At 54.4% G+C, this 17,697-nt stretch carries 16 protein-coding genes; 1 reads left to right on the forward strand and 15 read right to left on the reverse strand.

The features are described 5' to 3' along the window. Positions 1 to 19: 19 nt before the first annotated feature. From iolD to BSK21_RS15075, 11 genes are all read right to left on the reverse strand, one after another. Positions 20 to 1,861 (reverse strand): 3D-(3,5/4)-trihydroxycyclohexane-1,2-dione acylhydrolase (decyclizing), encoded by a 1,842-nt coding sequence (iolD, locus tag BSK21_RS15025; protein WP_067547048.1) that lies wholly within the window; start codon positions 1,859 to 1,861, stop codon positions 20 to 22. After that, the gene (iolC, locus tag BSK21_RS15030; protein WP_067547045.1) at positions 1,858 to 3,768 is read right to left on the reverse strand and encodes a 5-dehydro-2-deoxygluconokinase; all 1,911 of its coding nucleotides are present in this window, start codon (positions 3,766 to 3,768) and stop codon (positions 1,858 to 1,860) included. The genes iolD and iolC overlap by 4 nt, the downstream gene beginning before the upstream one ends. Positions 3,769 to 3,891: 123 nt before the next feature. Then, positions 3,892 to 4,881 (reverse strand): inositol 2-dehydrogenase, encoded by a 990-nt coding sequence (gene iolG / locus BSK21_RS15035; protein ID WP_067547041.1) that lies wholly within the window; start codon positions 4,879 to 4,881, stop codon positions 3,892 to 3,894. A gap of 199 nt (positions 4,882 to 5,080) precedes the next feature. After that, positions 5,081 to 5,848, reverse strand: coding sequence for an ATP-binding cassette domain-containing protein (locus tag BSK21_RS15040; protein WP_067547038.1), 768 nt, complete (start codon positions 5,846 to 5,848; stop codon positions 5,081 to 5,083). A gap of 12 nt (positions 5,849 to 5,860) precedes the next feature. Continuing rightward, positions 5,861 to 6,931: an ABC transporter permease gene (locus BSK21_RS15045; protein WP_067547035.1), complete on the reverse strand. Its 1,071-nt coding sequence runs from the start codon at positions 6,929 to 6,931 to the stop codon at positions 5,861 to 5,863. 93 nt (positions 6,932 to 7,024) lie between these two features. Next, complete coding sequence (locus BSK21_RS15050; RefSeq protein WP_067547032.1) at positions 7,025 to 7,969, reverse strand: sugar ABC transporter substrate-binding protein; 945 nt, start codon at positions 7,967 to 7,969, stop codon at positions 7,025 to 7,027. A 72-nt stretch (positions 7,970 to 8,041) separates the two neighbouring features. Next, on the reverse strand, positions 8,042 to 8,854 hold the full coding sequence (locus BSK21_RS15055) for a TIM barrel protein (RefSeq protein ID WP_067547029.1): 813 nt from the start codon (positions 8,852 to 8,854) through the stop codon (positions 8,042 to 8,044). A 143-nt stretch (positions 8,855 to 8,997) separates the two neighbouring features. Then, positions 8,998 to 10,029 carry a LacI family DNA-binding transcriptional regulator gene (locus BSK21_RS15060; protein WP_067547026.1) on the reverse strand — a complete coding sequence of 344 codons (1,032 nt, stop codon included), beginning with the start codon at positions 10,027 to 10,029 and terminating at the stop codon, positions 8,998 to 9,000. A gap of 103 nt (positions 10,030 to 10,132) precedes the next feature. Next, the gene (locus BSK21_RS15065; protein WP_067547023.1) at positions 10,133 to 10,930 is read right to left on the reverse strand and encodes a 3-methyl-2-oxobutanoate hydroxymethyltransferase; all 798 of its coding nucleotides are present in this window, start codon (positions 10,928 to 10,930) and stop codon (positions 10,133 to 10,135) included. A 4-nt stretch (positions 10,931 to 10,934) separates the two neighbouring features. Further along, positions 10,935 to 11,243, reverse strand: a complete 309-nt coding sequence (locus tag BSK21_RS15070) for a MocE family 2Fe-2S type ferredoxin (protein ID WP_067547019.1) — start codon at positions 11,241 to 11,243, stop codon at positions 10,935 to 10,937. 25 nt (positions 11,244 to 11,268) lie between these two features. Continuing rightward, complete coding sequence (locus BSK21_RS15075; protein ID WP_067547016.1) at positions 11,269 to 12,345, reverse strand: fatty acid desaturase family protein; 1,077 nt, start codon at positions 12,343 to 12,345, stop codon at positions 11,269 to 11,271. 122 nt (positions 12,346 to 12,467) lie between these two features. On the opposite strand from BSK21_RS15075, the gene BSK21_RS15080 reads away from it, so the two are divergent. After that, positions 12,468 to 13,499, forward strand: coding sequence for a LacI family DNA-binding transcriptional regulator (locus BSK21_RS15080; protein WP_067547013.1), 1,032 nt, complete (start codon positions 12,468 to 12,470; stop codon positions 13,497 to 13,499). Between the two features lie 37 nt (positions 13,500 to 13,536). On the opposite strand, the gene speB is transcribed toward BSK21_RS15080, so the two are convergent. The 4 genes from speB to BSK21_RS15095 all read right to left on the reverse strand — a co-directional run bounded on the left by speB (position 13,537) and on the right by BSK21_RS15095 (position 17,596). Next, a complete protein-coding gene (speB, locus tag BSK21_RS15085) occupies positions 13,537 to 14,427 on the reverse strand; it encodes an agmatinase (protein WP_082959375.1) in 891 nt (296 codons plus the stop codon). 146 nt (positions 14,428 to 14,573) lie between these two features. After that, entirely contained in the window at positions 14,574 to 14,732 is a 159-nt protein-coding gene (locus BSK21_RS16070) for a hypothetical protein (protein WP_197498098.1), read from the reverse strand. Between the two features lie 9 nt (positions 14,733 to 14,741). Further along, a complete protein-coding gene (locus BSK21_RS15090; protein ID WP_067547008.1) occupies positions 14,742 to 16,217 on the reverse strand; it encodes an NAD(P)/FAD-dependent oxidoreductase in 1,476 nt (491 codons plus the stop codon). 224 nt (positions 16,218 to 16,441) lie between these two features. Beyond that, positions 16,442 to 17,596, reverse strand: coding sequence for an acetyl-CoA C-acyltransferase (locus BSK21_RS15095; protein ID WP_067547005.1), 1,155 nt, complete (start codon positions 17,594 to 17,596; stop codon positions 16,442 to 16,444). Positions 17,597 to 17,697: the final 101 nt, after the last annotated feature.

Genomic DNA, 17,697 nt, shown 5'->3' on the forward strand with positions numbered 1-17,697 from the left:
CCCAACGTTTGGTCTTTGATCAGTTCACAAGGTTCTGACGTTTCATATTTTGGACATAGCGATCACGCGCGTCCGACATTCTGTCGTTGCTCGGCACCTCAGGGATTGCAACGTCCCACCAGCTGCCGCCACCCGCTTCACCGGGGCCATGCATCGGGTCGGTATCAATCACGATCACCGTTGGAATGTCGCGTGTTTTTGCCGCCGCCAACTGGGCCTCAAGGTCGGCAATCGACCCTGCCTTGACCGCATGCGCACCCATCGAACCGGCATGTGCCACAAAGTCGATCGCAGGCTGGGTTTCAACGCGGCAGTCTTTGTAAAGGTTGTTAAACTGCTCGCCGCCAGTGCCCATCTGCAGACGGTTGATACAGCCAAACCCACGGTTATCGGTCAGCACCACAGTAAATGGAACACGGCGCATCACAGCTGTCGCCAGTTCAGAGTTCGCCATCATGTACGAGCCATCACCGACAAAGCAGACAACATCACGCTCTGGCGCGGCGAGTTTGACACCCATCGCCCCCGCAACCTCATAGCCCATACAACTAAAGCCGTATTCCATGTGATACCCGCCCTGCGGTGACTGCCACAGAAGTTTGAGCGCACCGGGCATCGTCCCCGCCGCACACATCGCAACGGTGGCCTCGGTCGATGTACGCTGAACCGCGCCGATCACTTCGCAATCCATCGGAAGGTAGCCTTCGCCGCCCTGACGGTCCGCACAATGCGCGTCCACCTTTGCCAACCAGTCCGACCGCACCGCAGGTTTCGCATTTGTTGCCTTGTAGCCCGCCAATAGACCCGTCAGTTTTTCCAGCGCGACCTTCGCATCCGACACCAGCGGATAAGCCCCATGTTTGACCGCATCATAGGCCGCCACGTTGATCGAGACCAATTTGCGGTTCGGGTTTTCAAACAAAGACCACGACCCCGTGGTGAAGTCTTGGAACCGCGTGCCAACACCAATCACCAGATCGGCCTCGTTTGACATAATGTTCGCTGCCTCAGAGCCATCCACACCCGAGGCGCCGTAGTTCATCGGATGCGACTGAGCCAAAGCCGATTTGCCCGCCTGCGTTTCAACAACAGGAATACCGAACTCGGTCGCAAAGGCACCCAACGCCTCCTCAGCCTCGGAATAAATCACACCACCGCCCGCAACAATCACAGGCGACTTTGCCGCTTTGATCAGGTCAGCGATTTGCGCCAATTCGGCCGCATCAGGCTCGGGTCGACGCACGCGCCAGACCTTGGGCTCAAAGAAGGCCTCTGGGTAGTCATAGGCTTCGGCCTGCGTGTCCTGACAGAACGACAAACACACCGGTCCACAGTTTGCCGGATCGGTCATCGTCGCCAAAGCCCGTGGCAGAGCGGTCATGATATGCTCGGGACGCGAGATGCGGTCGTAGTAGCGCACCACAGGGCGGAAGCAATCGTTGGCCGAGACGGTGCCATCCTCAAAGCTCTCAATCTGCTGGAGCACCGGATCGGGACGACGGTTTGCAAACACATCACCCGGAATAAACAGCACAGGAATACGGTTCACATGCGCCAGCGCTGCCGCCGTCACCATGTTGGTCGCACCCGGTCCAATCGATGAGGTCACAGCCTGAGCACGCTTGCGTTTGAGCGTTTTCGCATAGGCGATGGCCGTATGCGCCATCGTCTGTTCGTTTTGTCCACGCCATGTCGGCATCGTGTCGGCGGCGTTATAGAGGGCCTCTCCCAAACCCGCGACGTTGCCGTGGCCAAAGATGCCCCACACTCCGTCGATATAACGGTCGCCATCTTCATTGAACTGCACCGAAAGCCATTTCACCATGGCCTGTGCGGCTGTCAGTCGGATCGTTTGTGTCATGCCTGTCCTCCCGCTTTGACGCGTGCCGCGTCCCAAATCCTGCACAAATTGGTATAGCGCTCAGCCATTTGTGCAACCGCCTCTGCATCCGTCATCGCGCCCTTCATCCAAGCCCGCGCCGCATCGCCAAAGATCGTCCGACCAACCGCAAACCCACGGACCAGAGGATAACTGGCCGCGACCTCAAACGACGCACTCAGCTCCGCCTCAGGCGCATCAAGCCCCAGCACCACAATACCACGGGTATAGGGGTCGTTCTCTTCAATCGCGTTGATCGCATTCTGCCAACCCGCATGGGTTTTCATCGGCTCCAGCTTCCACCAGTCCGGATAGACACCGATTTCATAGAACCGACGGATCAGGGTCGCTGTGGTGTCATCAGTAACGGCGGCCACTTTGGACGGGATCACCTCCAGCAGGAACTCAAGACGGTTCCGACGCGACGCTTCAAACAGACGTTTCACCGTCGCTTCTTGCTGGGCTTGCATCTCTGCATCGTCATCAGGGTGACAGAAACACAGCACCTTCACCACGTTTTCTTTGGCCCATTGGTTCAGACCGCCAAAGTCCGATCCCAATTCAGGCTCGAGTGTCAGCGGACGCGATCCCGGCCATTCGACAGGGCGACCAATCCAAAGCCCCGACCCTGACGCCGCGTGCAGTGCGTTACGACCAATGCGGTTGTCGCAAAGAATACCGTAGCCCGCCTGACCGTCCTGAACCTGCTGCGCAGCCTTGAGGCACAGTTCCTTGAACTCACCGCCCTTAGCGAGGCTATACCCCTCCATCTCTTCGAGTTGCATACGGTGGTCAAAAGCGAATACCCGCATCGTTGACCAATCGCCGTGGCGGTTGGTCGACCAGTGGATCTGCTCCAACTCTGCATCATTGCGAAGGTCAGGCTGTTTGATACCCCGCTCAAAAAAGAACTCCAGTTCCTCAAGCGACGGATAAGCCGGCGTGCAGCCATGTCGCGACACCGCAAAGGCACCGCAGGCATTCGCGTATTTCAGCGCCGTCGGCCAATCTTCACCATCAAGCCAGCCCTTCATCAAACCAGAGAAGAACCCATCGCCTGCGCCCAACACGTTGAACACTTCAATCGGGAAGCCCGGACCCGTTTGGCCGTCATCAAGGCTGTCAGGAATATCGCCCTCAAAGGCCACAGCCCCCGCAGCGCCACGTTTACACACCAGCGTCGCGTTCGACACCTGACGCACCGCACGCAGCGCCTCGATCGTATTGGTCGAACCGCCCGCAATGTGGAACTCTTCTTCAGTTCCGACAATCAAATCAAAGAAGTGCAGCGAGGTTTGCAGCTTCGCCGTCACCGCCGCACTCTCGACAAAGCGGCTCTCACCGTCGCCGTGCCCCGCCACACCCCAGAGGTTCGGGCGGTAATCAATATCCAGCGCCGTCCGCGCCCCATGCTTACGCGCCAATTCCAGCGCCTTGAGCACCGCGGCTTCGGTCTGAACATTCGACAAATGCGTCCCCGTCGCCAGAACAGACCGCGCAGAGGCAATAAACCCCTCGTCAATATCGTCCTCACACAGCGCCATATCCGCACAGTTTTCCCGATAGAAAATCAGCGGGAATTGCTCTTCGTCGCGAATGCCCAGAATAACCAGCGCGGTTAAACGGTCAGGGTCAGTGATCACCCCGTCCACATTCACACCCTCGCGCACAAGCTGCTCACGGATAAACCGACCCATGTGCTCATCCCCAACACGGGTGATCAACGCAGACTTCAGACCCAAACGCGCCGTCCCGCACGCAATATTCGTCGGACTGCCACCGATGTACTTCTCAAACGATCCCATGTCCTCAAGACGGCCACCAATCTGAGTGCCGTAAAGGTCAACGCCAGCGCGCCCGATCGTAATTACATCAAGTGTCTTCGTCATTTATCTCTGCCTTTCAGAACATCGCTCACACGACGAACGCTGTTGTCTAAACTGATGAGCAAAATTCACTCACAGACCCAAATTGCCGTGGCCCCAGGCCTTCGCCCAGAGCCACAGGGAGGATTACAGTTTTACAGCTTGGCCCGTCTGTGCCGACTTCAACGCAGCCTCAGCAAGCTCGAGAGCCTTCAAGCCATCATGGCCCGTCGTCGGAGTCTCTCCACCCTTCGCAACAGCGTCAACAAAAGCCGCGATTTCATTGGCATAGGCCGCCGTATAGCGGGACATGAAGAAGTTCAGCAGCGGCGGCTGTTTAAAGCCCTCACCGGTTGCGATTTCGATATTAGCTTCGGCTGTATTTTTGGCCGCGGCCATACCTTTGGAACCATGAACTTCGATCCGCTGATCATAACCATATGTCGCGCGGCGTGAGTTGGTGATGACAGCTTGTTTGCCCGACGCGGTACGCAGAATAACGTTTACGCTGTCATAATCGCCCAATGCGCCAATCGCAGGATCAACGAGGTTCGATGCCTGCGCCATCACGGTTTCGACTTCCTCGCCTAGCAGCCAACGTGCCATGTCGAAGTCATGAATGGTCATGTCGCGGAAAATGCCACCGGACACTTTGATGTATTCGGCTGGTGGTGCGCCAGGATCCCGCGAGGTGATCGTTACCATTTCAACGTCGCCCACGGTGCCGTTATCAATCGCAGCTTTCACAGCCATGAAGTCAGGGTCAAACCGACGGTTGAAGCCCACCATCAGAGTGGTGCCCTCGGCCTTAACGGTTGCGATGGCTTGCTTCACGCGTTCTACATCCAGATCAATCGGTTTTTCGCAGAACACAGCCTTACCAACCTTCGCGAACTTCTCGATCAGGTCCGCATGGGTATCGGTCGGGGTACAAATCACAACCGCATCGATATCATCAGAGGCAGCAACCTCGTCGATAGTGCGCAATTCGCACCCGAATTTCTCTTGGGCAGCTTTGGCGGCAGCCTCAAAAGGTTCGGCGATTGCGATCAATTCGGCGCCGTCTACAGACGCAATTGCGCGGGCATGGACTTGACCAATACGGCCAGCGCCAAGGACAGCAAAACGTAGGCTCATTCTTTCCTCCGGTTCCGGACATGTGCCGAAAACTAATGTGGGTCGTGTCGGGCCTCTACCGCGTTGAACAACCTGCGGAAGGGGTCTGGATTATTTTATTCTGTTCCACATCATAGCTTACCTAAATCGTTTCAGGAAAGGTCAACAATGATATGAGTCTTAGGACAGGCGATGGTCTATCCACCGCCTGAGATACTTACTAGACGTCTTCGAACTCAGCGCCTGTTTTTGCGCCGGTGATATAGGCGACGACGTCTTGTGGGTCGGTGTCTTTGACGTTCAGGTTCGCGCAGATGCGGCCGCGGCGGAACACAACGATACGGTCCATCAGGTCAAAGACCTGACGCATGTTGTGGCTGATCAAAATCAACGGCTCACCCTGTTCTTTGAGCGTGCGGATGATGTTCTCGACCTGCGCCGTTTCTTGAACCCCCAAAGCGGCGGTCGGTTCGTCCATGATCGTCAGCTTCGAATGGAACGCCGCCGTGCGCGCGATGGCAACACATTGGCGCTGACCGCCAGACATATTGCGGATCGGGTTCAGGATGTTCGGGATCTTCACACCCGTCTTGACCAAGCCCCCCATCGTCGCTTCGCGCATCGCTTTGTTATCGAGGATCGAGAACGGCCCGAGCTTGAATCGGACTTTTTCACGGCCAAGGAACATATTCGACGGAACGTCCAGATCATCAGCCAGAGCAAGGTTCTGGAACACAGTCTCAATCCCGGCTTCACGCGCCTCAATCGGCCCCGCAAAATGCACAGGTTTCCCGTCAAAGATCACGTCACCGCGGGTACGTTGTTCTACAGCCGTGATCTGGCGCACAAAGGTGGATTTACCGGCCCCGTTGTCGCCCATGATGGCCACGTGTTCGCCCTTGCGGATGGTAAAGTCCGCGCCCTCCAGCGCATGAACGCCGCCATAGTGTTTCGTCAAACCACGGGTTTCGAGGATGATATCGCTCATGTTTCGTCCTCCTTACAGGCGCGCTGCGGCGCGTTGCTGACGCCATTGGTCGAGAACAACAGCCCCGACGATGATCACGCCTTTGACCATTTCTTGGTAATAGGCATCGAGACGCAAGAAGGTGAAACCAGAGATGATCACCCCAAAGATCAGCGACCCCAGCACAGTACCGATGATCGACCCACGGCCACCCGAAAGGGACACGCCACCGATAACCGTCATCGCAATCGCATCGAGCTCGTACATCACGCCCATGCCCGCTTGTGCAGTCAGGTTTTTCGACGACAGCACGATGGCAGCGAGGGCCGCAAGCGAGGCCGCGATTGTGTAGACCAGCACCTTATGGCGATCGACCTTGATCCCCGACATCCGCGAGGCTTGTTCGTTCGAACCGATGGCGTAGGTGTGTTTACCGTAAACGGTGTATTTCAGGATCAGGTGAAACAGGACGGCCAGCGAGAAAAAGATCACCACAGGCATCATGCCCGATCCAATGGTCGCATAGCTTTCGGTCGGGAAGGAAATCGGCTGACCCTTTGACCACCACTTGGCCGCGCCACGTGCCGCAACCATCATGCCCAAGGTCGCAATAAATGGCGGTATTTTCGTGTAGGCAATCAAGGCACCGTTCACGATCCCAGCCGCGATCCCGACGACCAAGCCGATCAACACAGGGACAATCACCGGCAAGTCCGCGACACCGTCGAACATCAGTTTGGGGTTCACCATGCCGTTGACTTCAGCGACCTGAGCAAAAGACATAGAGATCATCGCCGTCAGACCCACGATGGATCCAGGGCTAAGGTCGATCCCGCCAAGGATAATCACTTGGGTCGACCCCAGCGCGATAATCCCAATAATCGACACCTGAAGAATGATGATCTTCACACGCTGTTCGTTGAAAATGCTGTCAAACCGTCCGTCGGTGTCGAACAAAAGGCTCTGACCTTGCAGGATCATGCCAAGCACTTCGAACACCACAACAATCAGAATGAGCGCAAAAAATACGTTCCATTCAGGTGCACGCGCCTTCTTCTTGTCATCAAACACAAGCCCGCCAATGCCGTGTGCAGAATTCGCCATTTGTAATTGCTCCCAGTCTTTATGGATCGCCCGTCAGAGCGAAAGACGGAACAGGAGGCTCCCGTTCCGTCGATAAGATCGAAAAGACCGACCTTAGTTTTTCGAAGTGTAGTCACCGATGTTTGCCGGGGTCACCAGCTGGAACGGGATGTAAACCTTCTGATCGACGCTCTCACCACGTGCCAGTTTCAATGCTGCGTCGAGCGAACCAGCGCCCTGACCTGCTGCGTCTTGGAACACGGTCGCGTCCAGATCACCCGCTGCCATTGCAAGCAGAGCGTCCTGAGTTGCGTCGATACCCGCTACAACTACATCATCCATCGAAACGCCCGCCGCTTTGAGAGCTTGGATCGCACCGATCGCCATTTCGTCGTTGTTCGCGATGACGCCGTCGAATTCAGCGCCGGTCGACAGCCAGTTGGTCATCAGGGTTTGTGCCTGATCACGCGACCAGTTTGCGGTCTGTTCGTCCAGAATGTTCAAAGTCACAGCGCATTTGCCTGCAGCAATCACATCATGAATGTCTGCGGTACGCTGAACGGCAGCTTGGTTCGACAGTTCGCCCATCATGACATAAACGCTGGCTTCGGTCTTGCCAGCTTCTGCGAACAGACGGCACACTTCGATGGTTTCAAGAGTGCCAGAGTCAACTTCGTTCGAAGCAACAAACGCTTGATTGTCCGGCAGGGTGTCGACGTTGATCGGCTGACGGTTTACGAACACCAGCGGAACGCCAGCGGAGGCAGCAGCGTCAGTCAGTGCCTGAGTTGCCGAGGTATCAACAGGGTTCACGATGATCGCATCAACACCGGATGCGATAAAGTTGTTCACTTGATCGAGCTGCTTTGCAACGTCGTTCTGCGCGTCTTCTACCTGAAGATCAACGCCTTCCATGCCGTCAGCCATTTCGATCATACCGTTACGCAGAACGGTCAGAAAGTTGTCGTCGAACAGAGCCATCGATACGCCGATGTTCTCTGCCATTGCGGTGGTGGACATAAGAGCGGTTACGCCAGCAGCGATAAGGGTCTTTTTCATTATTTCCTCCCATTAGGTGTCCGGCGCACCCTGATACATGCCGGATTTGACCTCCCTCCAGAGGTCGTTCACTCAGACAGATGCAGTGACCTGTGAAGAGATGAATTCGAAAGATTTCTTTAGCTCACCAAACGGGTCCGCCATGGACTGCGTTACGGGTGAGAAGCACTCATAAGAAATGGGGCCATCGTAGCCAGCCGCCAAAAGTGCTGCGATTTGATCTACATTGCCGAGACGATCGTTCTCATCGACCAGAACACGGTGTTCGTCTTCCATTTCTGCAATCGCCAGCGATGGATCAACCACAGCCGAGATATGAACAATTCCCGTGTGTTCCGGGAAGATCTGTCCACCCTCAGCGAGAGTATGGTGGAACGTGTCATGCACGATTTTAAACTGGTTCGTTGCGTTGAGAGATACGATGGTGTCGATCAATTCCTGCTTTGAACGAAGCGAAGACCGCAAAAAGCCAAGGGGTTCGACCAGCGCGACCATGCCAGAATCCTCAAGCATTGACTTGATCTCTTTCAGCGCAATCCGAAGGTTCGCCTGCCGCTCGCCATTGGCGTTTTGCGTGCCATCATTGCGCGGGATCAGGCTGATCGTTTCCGCACCAGCAGCCTGCGCAGTAGCAATCAACGCCTTCACTTCGGCAGCGATATCATCGGACCAGCTATTGAACGGGTAGACTTGGCTAAGACCGACGAGACGGACACCTTTGTCACGGGCAAGCGCGCCAGCGTCAGCAGCATCCATGCCATCGAACAGCGGACGAGCAATATCGTTTCTGACCTCTACGCCGACACAGCCAAGCGATTTAGCCAAGTCCAGAAAATCAGCATACCCGACATTGGGCACGGTCATGTGGTTAAGCGCGAACTTCATTTTTCCTCCAAACCGGCACGACCCCATGGGCAACCGGAACTGAGGAGACGGTGACTTTCAGAGACGATTCCGTCAATGGTTCACGCCATTTTCAGGTCACAAATGACGTTTTTCTGCACACGCTAAATGACGTATTTACGCCATTAAAGCATCTCTGGCAGCACGATCCTTGGCTCTAAAAAGTGCTGACTTGCCGTATCATCGAGATGCCCCGCACTCTCTGAAATCATCAGCCCAATCAAGTCACTACACAGCTGCGGAAGGGGCGTTCCTATCACCATTGTGACATACCCATCCAGCAGCCCCGCACGGCTTTCTGCGGTCAATTCATTCACAACCAATTGCACTTGCCCCGGCTCTGTCGCCTCGCGCATGGCAGCAATTGCGCCTTCCATACCACCGCCCGCAACATAGATACCGCGTAGATCTGGATAACGTTCGATCAAATCGAGCGTCGCCTCATAGGTCACCTGACGCGCCTCTAAGTTCACCAACGTATCTACCACAGTGAACTCAGACGCATTTTCACGGACGTATCCACGGAACCCAACCTCCCGAAGATCATGACCGTGCCACCTATTCCCACCTACGAAAATAGCCAACCGCCCAGGAAGTTTTGCAGAGCGCGTCAACATCCAAGCTGCGCTTCTACCCACCTTCATATTGTTTATTCCCAGATAGTTACGTCGAACACCCTGAGCAAAATCATTCAACAACGAAAAGGTTGGAACACCCTTTTGCCGCAATCCTTCAACGACTTGATTCAGTTTTTGATGATTGACCGCAGCACAGGCCAAAGCATCAACGCGTTCCCCAACCGACTGGATCAACTCTGCAAATTCTTCGGGTGATTGTGACTGCGCGAACCGGATCACAGCATGGCCGCGTACATCCGTCCTAGCGGCAACTGCGTGTTCAATCTCACGTGCAAAGTTCTGATAAAATTCGTGCTTCTCTTTCACCAAGACAAAGCCGAACTTTTTCTCGGGCGCGACGGTATTTAACCGATGATCGAAAAGCCCACGCGCGTGATAACCGATGCGATGCGCAGCATCTGCAATACGGCGCAATGTATCTTCGCGGACAACCGCCCGACCATTCAATGCACGATCCACAGTGGTGACGCTAACCCCAGCTTCACGCGCAACATCTTTGACAGTCGGACGATTGCTCATTTTTGTGTTCCCTCATCACTTTGACGATAAAGGGTGAAGGATTGCTCTTAAGACGTCAATATGAATTGCTGAAATGACGCAAAAACGTCATTTCTTTGTAGACTCAATTTAACCCACTCAGGAACGTTTGATATTCGTCATCCTTCATCGTCACAGAATGGTCCGCCGCAGGATAGGCACCCGTATCAACATCCGCTTTAAACTCGGCAAATGCAGCGATCCGCTCGACCTGAAGTCGATCCATCTCCGACCGAAAATCGCGGTACGTTTTTGCATGGCGCGGTTTGTGACCTCGTGTGTAGCCCAGCACGTCCTCAGCAAAGAGATACTGCGCATCAGCATACGGCCCCGCGCCCATTCCCAACAGCACGAGGTTCGTACGCTTCGAAATCTCTAGCGCGACACGATCAGGGACAACTTCAAGTTCGACACCAAAAACGCCGATCTCTTCTAGCGCTTTTACATGCTCATACACTTGCATCGCGCTCTGTGCTGTCTTGCCAACGGCCTTGAACCCACCTGTCCATGTTGCCTTGGACGGTATCAGGCCCACGTGACTGACGACAGGAATCCCATCATCGGCAATCGCCTTGATCGTGCCAAAGGACGACGCGCAATAGACACAGTCGCCGCCGATTTGCATGACCCGATGAGCAGCGCGCAGGTAATCCTCTTGGGTCACCAACTGACCATACAATAGTCCGACTTGGACAAAGCAATCACCCGCAGCTTCACGCATTTCAGGCGTCCAAACTGGGTCGATAATTGACAACATATCGATGCCAGCGGCCGCAGCCGCAGCCGCCTCTTCGGGTGTATCGACGAAAAGCATCGACAGTTTGCGTTTGCCCTTGAGCGCCCGAATATCGGCGACTGTTAGACGTTTGTGATAAAGACCCATTCGATCAGACCTCAATCCAAACGCGGTCGCCTTCGATCTTCACCGCATAGGTATTCAGGTTCACGCAAGCCGGAGCCCGCATTGCCTCGCCTGTGCGATAGTTGAAAGTCGCGTTATGTTTGGGACATTCGATCTCGTATTCCATGACCAACCCGTTTTCGAGATGGACATCCTCGTGGGTGCATTTTCCATCGGTACAAAAATATTCATCATCAGGTGACCGATAGATCGCATAGGTTTTGTCGCCGTGATCAAAACGGATCAGGTCTTCTTCGTCGATGTCGTCGATTGCGCAGGCATCTACCCAAGGCATGTGTGTTCTCCCCAGAAAAGTCGTGTTATTCAGCCGCGCCCAAAGCGGCAGTATGGAATTCCTCGCGGTATGGCTTGGCCGACGCTGGCAGCGCACGCAGAAGGAAATAGTCTTCGTTTTTCATCTGACGCCACAGGGCCGGAACCATCTCTGCCAATGCGGCAGGAATAGAAGGGTTCGGAGTCGGTAGGTCATGTTTGATCTTCGCGTGCAGCTCTGGCAGACGATGATAGGGCACCATCGGGAACATGTGATGTTCAACGTGATAATTCATGTTCCAATAGATGAACCGCGACACAGGGTTCATATAGACGGTGCGGGAATTAAGCCGGTGATCAATCACGTTGTCCGCAAGTCCACCGTGTTGTAGCAGACCCGTCATCACATGGTGCCATGCCCCATAAAGACGCGGCAAACCTATCACCATCAACGGCAAGATAGATTGCATCCAGACGGCCAAGCCTATGGTAGCTGCATAGATCAGCACCCAAATACGCGCGACACGTATAACCTTGTGATATTCCGTTTCGGGGATCCAAGTTGCCTCTTCGGCATCGATTTGGCCCGCCGCGTTCTTCAGCATCCGAAGCCAACCATTAATGCTGTCCAGAACCCCAAAGACGTTCAAAACCAGCTTTGCGAACTCGGTCGGGCGCATGATAGCAATCTCGGGATCACGGCCCACAATTACCGTATCGGTGTGGTGACGCGCATGACTCCAGCGCCACGTATGCGGATTGCGGACCATACAAAAGCTTGCGATCTGATAAATGACGTCATTCATCCAGCGCGTCTTGAACGCTGTCCCGTGCGAGCACTCGTGCCAGCGGCTGTCCATCGCAGAGCCATACAGAACGCCGTAAGCCAGCCAGAACGGAATCGACCAAGCTGTGGGCCAGAAATAGATACCGATGCCCGCAAACAAGGCCATGCTGCCAAACAGAATAATCGTATCTCGGATCGCAGGGCCATCGGACCGCTGCATTAAATCCTTCATTTCTTTGCGGGGAATGTCGGTATGATACCATTCCGCTGCGGCCAGACCGGACTCGACCGCACGGCGGGCATCTTCTCCCAACATTGAATAATCGCGCTTACCCATTCAGACCTCCCTTGGGCTCATTTCAGGGACACTACGCGATGAATTTCGATATTCTAAGTTTTCAACATTGATTATCTATCAAAACCTATCAAATATGACCGCCAATTTGATAGGTTTTTATCATGTCGAAACGCCCAACCTTAGCCGACATCGCAACCGCCGCAGGCGTTGGCATCGCAACCGTCGACCGTGTTCTGAACAACCGCGCACCAGTGCGGGACGATACCGCACGACGGGTTGCCGAAGCTGCAGAGAAGCTCGGTTATCATGCCCTTGGCTTCATCTCCGCGCGGGATAAGCGAAGCCTTCCTGCCATGACGTTTGGCTTTGTTCTTTCGAAAGAAAAACAACCTTTCTACCAAAACCTCGCCCGCGAGATCGAAGCCGCTGTCACGGCCCGTAGAGACATTCGCGGCAAGGCAAAAATCACCTTTGTGCGCGCCACCACGCCCGAGGATTTTTGTTCTGCGATCAAAGGCCTTTCCGAACAATGCTACGCCGTCGCCGGAGCAGCCTTAAACCACCCCCAGGTTACCCGCACCGTGGCGGAAGCTGCCGCCAAAGGTGTCCCGTTCTTTTCCATCCTGAATGACTTTGCCGAACCCTCACGCAGCGCCTACTATGGAATGGATAACATGAGGGTGGGTCGCCTCGCCGCTTGGATGCTTGCCACCAAAATTCGCCAATCAGGCAAGGTCGCAGTTTTTGTTGGCGGCAGTCGATGGCATGGGCACATTCTTCGTGAAACTGGGTTTGTCAGCTACTTCCGCGACAATGCACCTGACCTCCATGTCTTGGACCCCTTTGTAAACCTCGACACGCGACAGATTACCTATGAGGCAACGCTCGATCTTTTGTCGCGCCATGCCGACCTGCGCGGCATCTATGTCGCAGGAGGAGGCATTGAGGGCGCGATTGCGGCACTACGCGAAAGCCGTCCTGCAGGGAAAATAGCGCTTGTCGGGAACGAACTCACCGATGATCGACGCGCTGCACTAAGCGACGGATACATGACGATGGTAATCTCGACGCCCCTTGAAACGCTGTGCCGCAACTTGGTCGATCACATGATCAAAGCTGTGCTTGGAGAACCAAACCTTCCGACGGGTCCACAGATATTGGACCCTTTGCTATATTTGCCAGAGTCCGTTTGATCCCCAAAACCAACACTCGGATTTTCAGAAGGCCCCATCAAATTTTGGCGCGTTGGCACTTTGGCAGAATACAAAGCATTTCATACAGAAGGTTTGCCCCAATCAGCGCAGTGTTTCCGCTAGGATCGTAGGGCGGAGACACCTCAACGAGGTCACCACCAACAACATTCAGCCCCGCACAGCCGCGGATCAGTTCCAGTGCTTGCCATGTCGTTAGGCCCCCGATTTCAACTGTACCCGTGCCCGGCGCAAAGGCTGGGTCGAGGCTATCGATATCATAGGTTATATAGGTCGGCGTATCGCCAATCTCTTTGCGAATACGGTTGATCAACGGTTTAAGAGACTGTCCCCAGCATTCTTCGGCCTGAACAACGGTCCAGCCCTGCCGACGCGACCAATCAAAATCGTCAGCAGCATAGCCCGTACCCCTCAAACCGATCTGATAGACCTTTTCGTTGTTCAACAACCCTTCTTCAAACGCGCGGCGGAAGGGCGTCCCATGGGCAATTTTTTCGCCGAACATCTCATCATTAATGTCGGCATGCGCATCAATGTGGATCAGAGCGACAGGACCATGTTTTTCAGCGATAGCCTGAAGGACAGGATATGTCAGCGTGTGGTCGCCACCCATGGTCAGCGGGACCACATCATGTTGCAGCAAATCCCGATAAAACGTAGCGATACGCGCGATGGTATCTTTGAGGTCAAATGTATTGATCGGCACATCACCAATGTCGCCCACCTGCATGTGATCGAACGGTGCCGCACCCGTTGCCATATTGTAGGGGCGCAACATGCTAGACTCTGCACGGATCTGACGGGGGCCAAACCGCGTACCGGACCGATTGGACGCGCCAATATCCATCGGAATGCCTACAAAACATGCGTCTAGCCCGCTTGCATCGTCGCACGCAGGCAACCGCATCATTGTGACTGGGCCGCCGAAACGAGGAACCTCATTCCCACCAAGGGGCTGATTATATTTATGATCCACGGTGCCTCCTGAGGGTTTTGTCAAAACCCTAGCCAGTCCGCTACCACGGCTCAAGGCAGTTTATTTGGACGATATTTCTCTCACTTTTTACCGACACCAACCGTCCGCAAAATCTTGATATTCAAGATGAGGAACCGAACAATTTGGAAGGGCAGAAAATTCCGCAAGAACACTGTGAACCGCGTTGGACGAGGCACAAAGTTCCGTTCATCAAAGCCAGTAGGTTTCTGTTGTGACATGCCAATTCCTCAATCTGGGATGAACGACCAAAATGCCTTCATTTTGGCTTTATAAATGAACAGATAGTGCAAGAGATGCTTGAGCCAGTGACCAGCAAGGCCAATCTCGCCAAAGGTCAGGTTTTCGTCTCGTCCTGTTTGCGGATACTCTTTGAAATCCGGCACAACCGGATAAACGCAGATCGTCGCAGCAGAACCCTTCAGCAAGCTCTTGCCCGTACTGGCCACACAGGCTGCACCCATTCTACTCATTGGCGCCTCGTGCGCTGGGGATTTGCGTCCCTTGATCCGATCAACGACCGTTTTGGCAACAGCATGAGCCATCGTTCCCGACGGTTGACCTGTCCGCGGCGGAGCTGGAGCGATCAACGTCCCGTTCGGTGAATGCATCGGTTTACTGATAAAGTGAGGCGGCGCGAACGCGATACCAATCGCCCACATATTATCGTATTTTGGTGACTGATAGGTTTTCGGCCAATCGTCGGAACTCCACTCTTCATAGGGTTTTTGCGTGTAATCCGCATCCACTTTCATGAAGCCGTTTTTGGCAAAAATATCGTCCGAGATATCAGCGCCCGATTTGTCGTAGGCTTTCAACGGCACACCGCTAAACGGTGGAATGAGCATCGCAAAATCAAACTTTTCCTGACCGAATTCACCAGCTAACGTCTCGTAATGCGCGACACCCTCTTCGATTTTATTGACGCCAGCTTGGGTGATCCAATTGATGTCCTTTTCGACAAAAAGGCTCTCTGCAAAGGTCTTAGACGATACGTAGTGACCGCTCGATTTCAGGGCCACGGTGCCCATACCGAAGTCACCCAAAACCTGTTCATTAGAAATCCACGTGAGGTCGAAACGGTCCCGAACGCCAGCTTCTCTTAGGACAAAATCGACGTTGTTGATGTATTCCCACGCTGCACCCTGACAGGTGCATGTCGCATTTCCGGTTCCGATGAGGACGCGCAGCTTTTCGTCCCCCGCATTCATCTGTTTGGCCTTCTCGATTTGGGTCTTTAACTCTTTTGCAGCATGTTCTGCATGAGCAGCAGTACAAACAGATACCGTGTGCGAACCGAGTTCCGATCCATTCCCAAGCCCTTCCGTCGCACCAAAGTTCAATCTCGGTCCAGTGGCGTTGATCAGGTAATCATATTCAACCTCGACCATTTCGCCTGTCCGATCACCCGTACGCATACCGCGAACAAATGGCTTTTCATGGTCAGCGCTACCTTCTGGGAAAACTTCTTGGGCAAGCGCCTGAACAAAGGTGATGCCCGCCTTTTCATAGACTGGAGCAAGATCAAAGGTCACATCATCGGTGGTCATCATATCGACACCGACCCAAATGTTCGACGGAATCCAATTCCACTTGCTATTGGGAGTCATCACGATGACCTCAGCCTTACGGCCCGCCCATTTCTTGATGTAACTCGCAGCCGTATGACCCGACACGCCTGCGCCAAGAATTAAAACACGTTTCAATGTATGCCTCCCGACCGAACTTGACCTCGACGAGCAAGGGTTCGAGCAAGAGGATACAATACATTTCAAAAAACTAATTTGATTTGAGTCATCTTGAGAGATGTCCAAAAGGTTAGCCTTTGGACATCACCAACTCTCTTCCCGCCACAGGCGGATTAAAGGCTTTGTCGTTTAAGACATTGGGGCCACAATGATCTGCGGCCCCTTTTATACGGCATCAGGCCTTAGAGTAGCTCAACAGCCAGCGCGGTAGCCTCACCACCACCGATACACAGAGACGCAACGCCTTTTTTCAAACCACGCGCTTGAAGTGCCGCAATAAGCGTCACGACGATACGTGCGCCAGAACAGCCGATCGGGTGTCCCAAGGCACAGGCCCCACCATTCACGTTCACCTTTGAATCATCAAGGCCGAGATCACGAATGGCAGCCATCGCAACAACGGCAAAGGCTTCGTTGATTTCGAAAAGGTCCACGTCGTCCACGGTCCAGCCAACCTTGGCTAGAACCTTCTGCATCGCAGGGATTGGCGCAGTGGTGAACAGTGACGGTGCTTGGGCATGGCCCGCGTGTCCATGGATGACAGCGATCGGCGTAAGGCCCATCGCCTCAGCTTGCGATTTGCGCGTCAGAACCAACGCAGCAGCACCGTCCGAAATTGACGAAGAGTTCGCCGCAGTCACAGTGCCGCCGTCACGGAACGCAGGTTTCAACGTCGGGATTTTTTCAGGACGGGCACGACCAGGTTGTTCATCTGTCGTTACATCACCGACCGCTACGATCTCACCGTCAAATGCACCCGTTTCAATCGCAGTCTTTGCGCGATCCAAAGACCGAAGCGCATAAGCGTCCTGCTCTTCACGCGTGAATCCATAGGTGTCGGCACATTCTTCTGCAAAGGTACCCATCGCGCGACCTTTGTCATAGGCATCTTCCAGCCCGTCTAAGAACATGTGATCCATAACTTTGCCATGGCCCGCGCGGTATCCAGTCCGCGCTTTTTCGAGCAGATAAGGCGCACCTGACATGCTCTCCATCCCGCCAGCGACGACGATATCGGACGACCCAGCCTTGATCATGTCATGGGCATTCATGATCGCCTGCATACCAGAACCACAAACCTTGCCCACGGTTTGACAGCGCACATCCAACGGAAGGCCAGCACCCATCGATGCCTGACGCGCCGGCGCTTGACCCAATCCTGCAGGCAAAACGTTCCCCATGATGACCTGATCGACCTTATCAGCATCAATGCCTGCGCGGGCAACAGCGGCAGCAATGGCACTCGCACCTAGGTCAGGTGCCGCGATTTTGGACAAGCTGCCCATAAAGCCACCCATAGGTGTACGGGCCATACTAACGATCACGATCGGGTCCATGAGGTGTCCTTTTCTCATCTGTCAAAATTTGCGCCATGTTGGTGTCCCTAGTCGGCCAAGTCTAGGCCCCTCGCCAAATCTGTGACAGGCCGTCGCGCCCG

Source organism: Marivivens sp. JLT3646 (assembly GCF_001908835.1).
Taxonomy (GTDB): domain Bacteria; phylum Pseudomonadota; class Alphaproteobacteria; order Rhodobacterales; family Rhodobacteraceae; genus Marivivens; species Marivivens geojensis.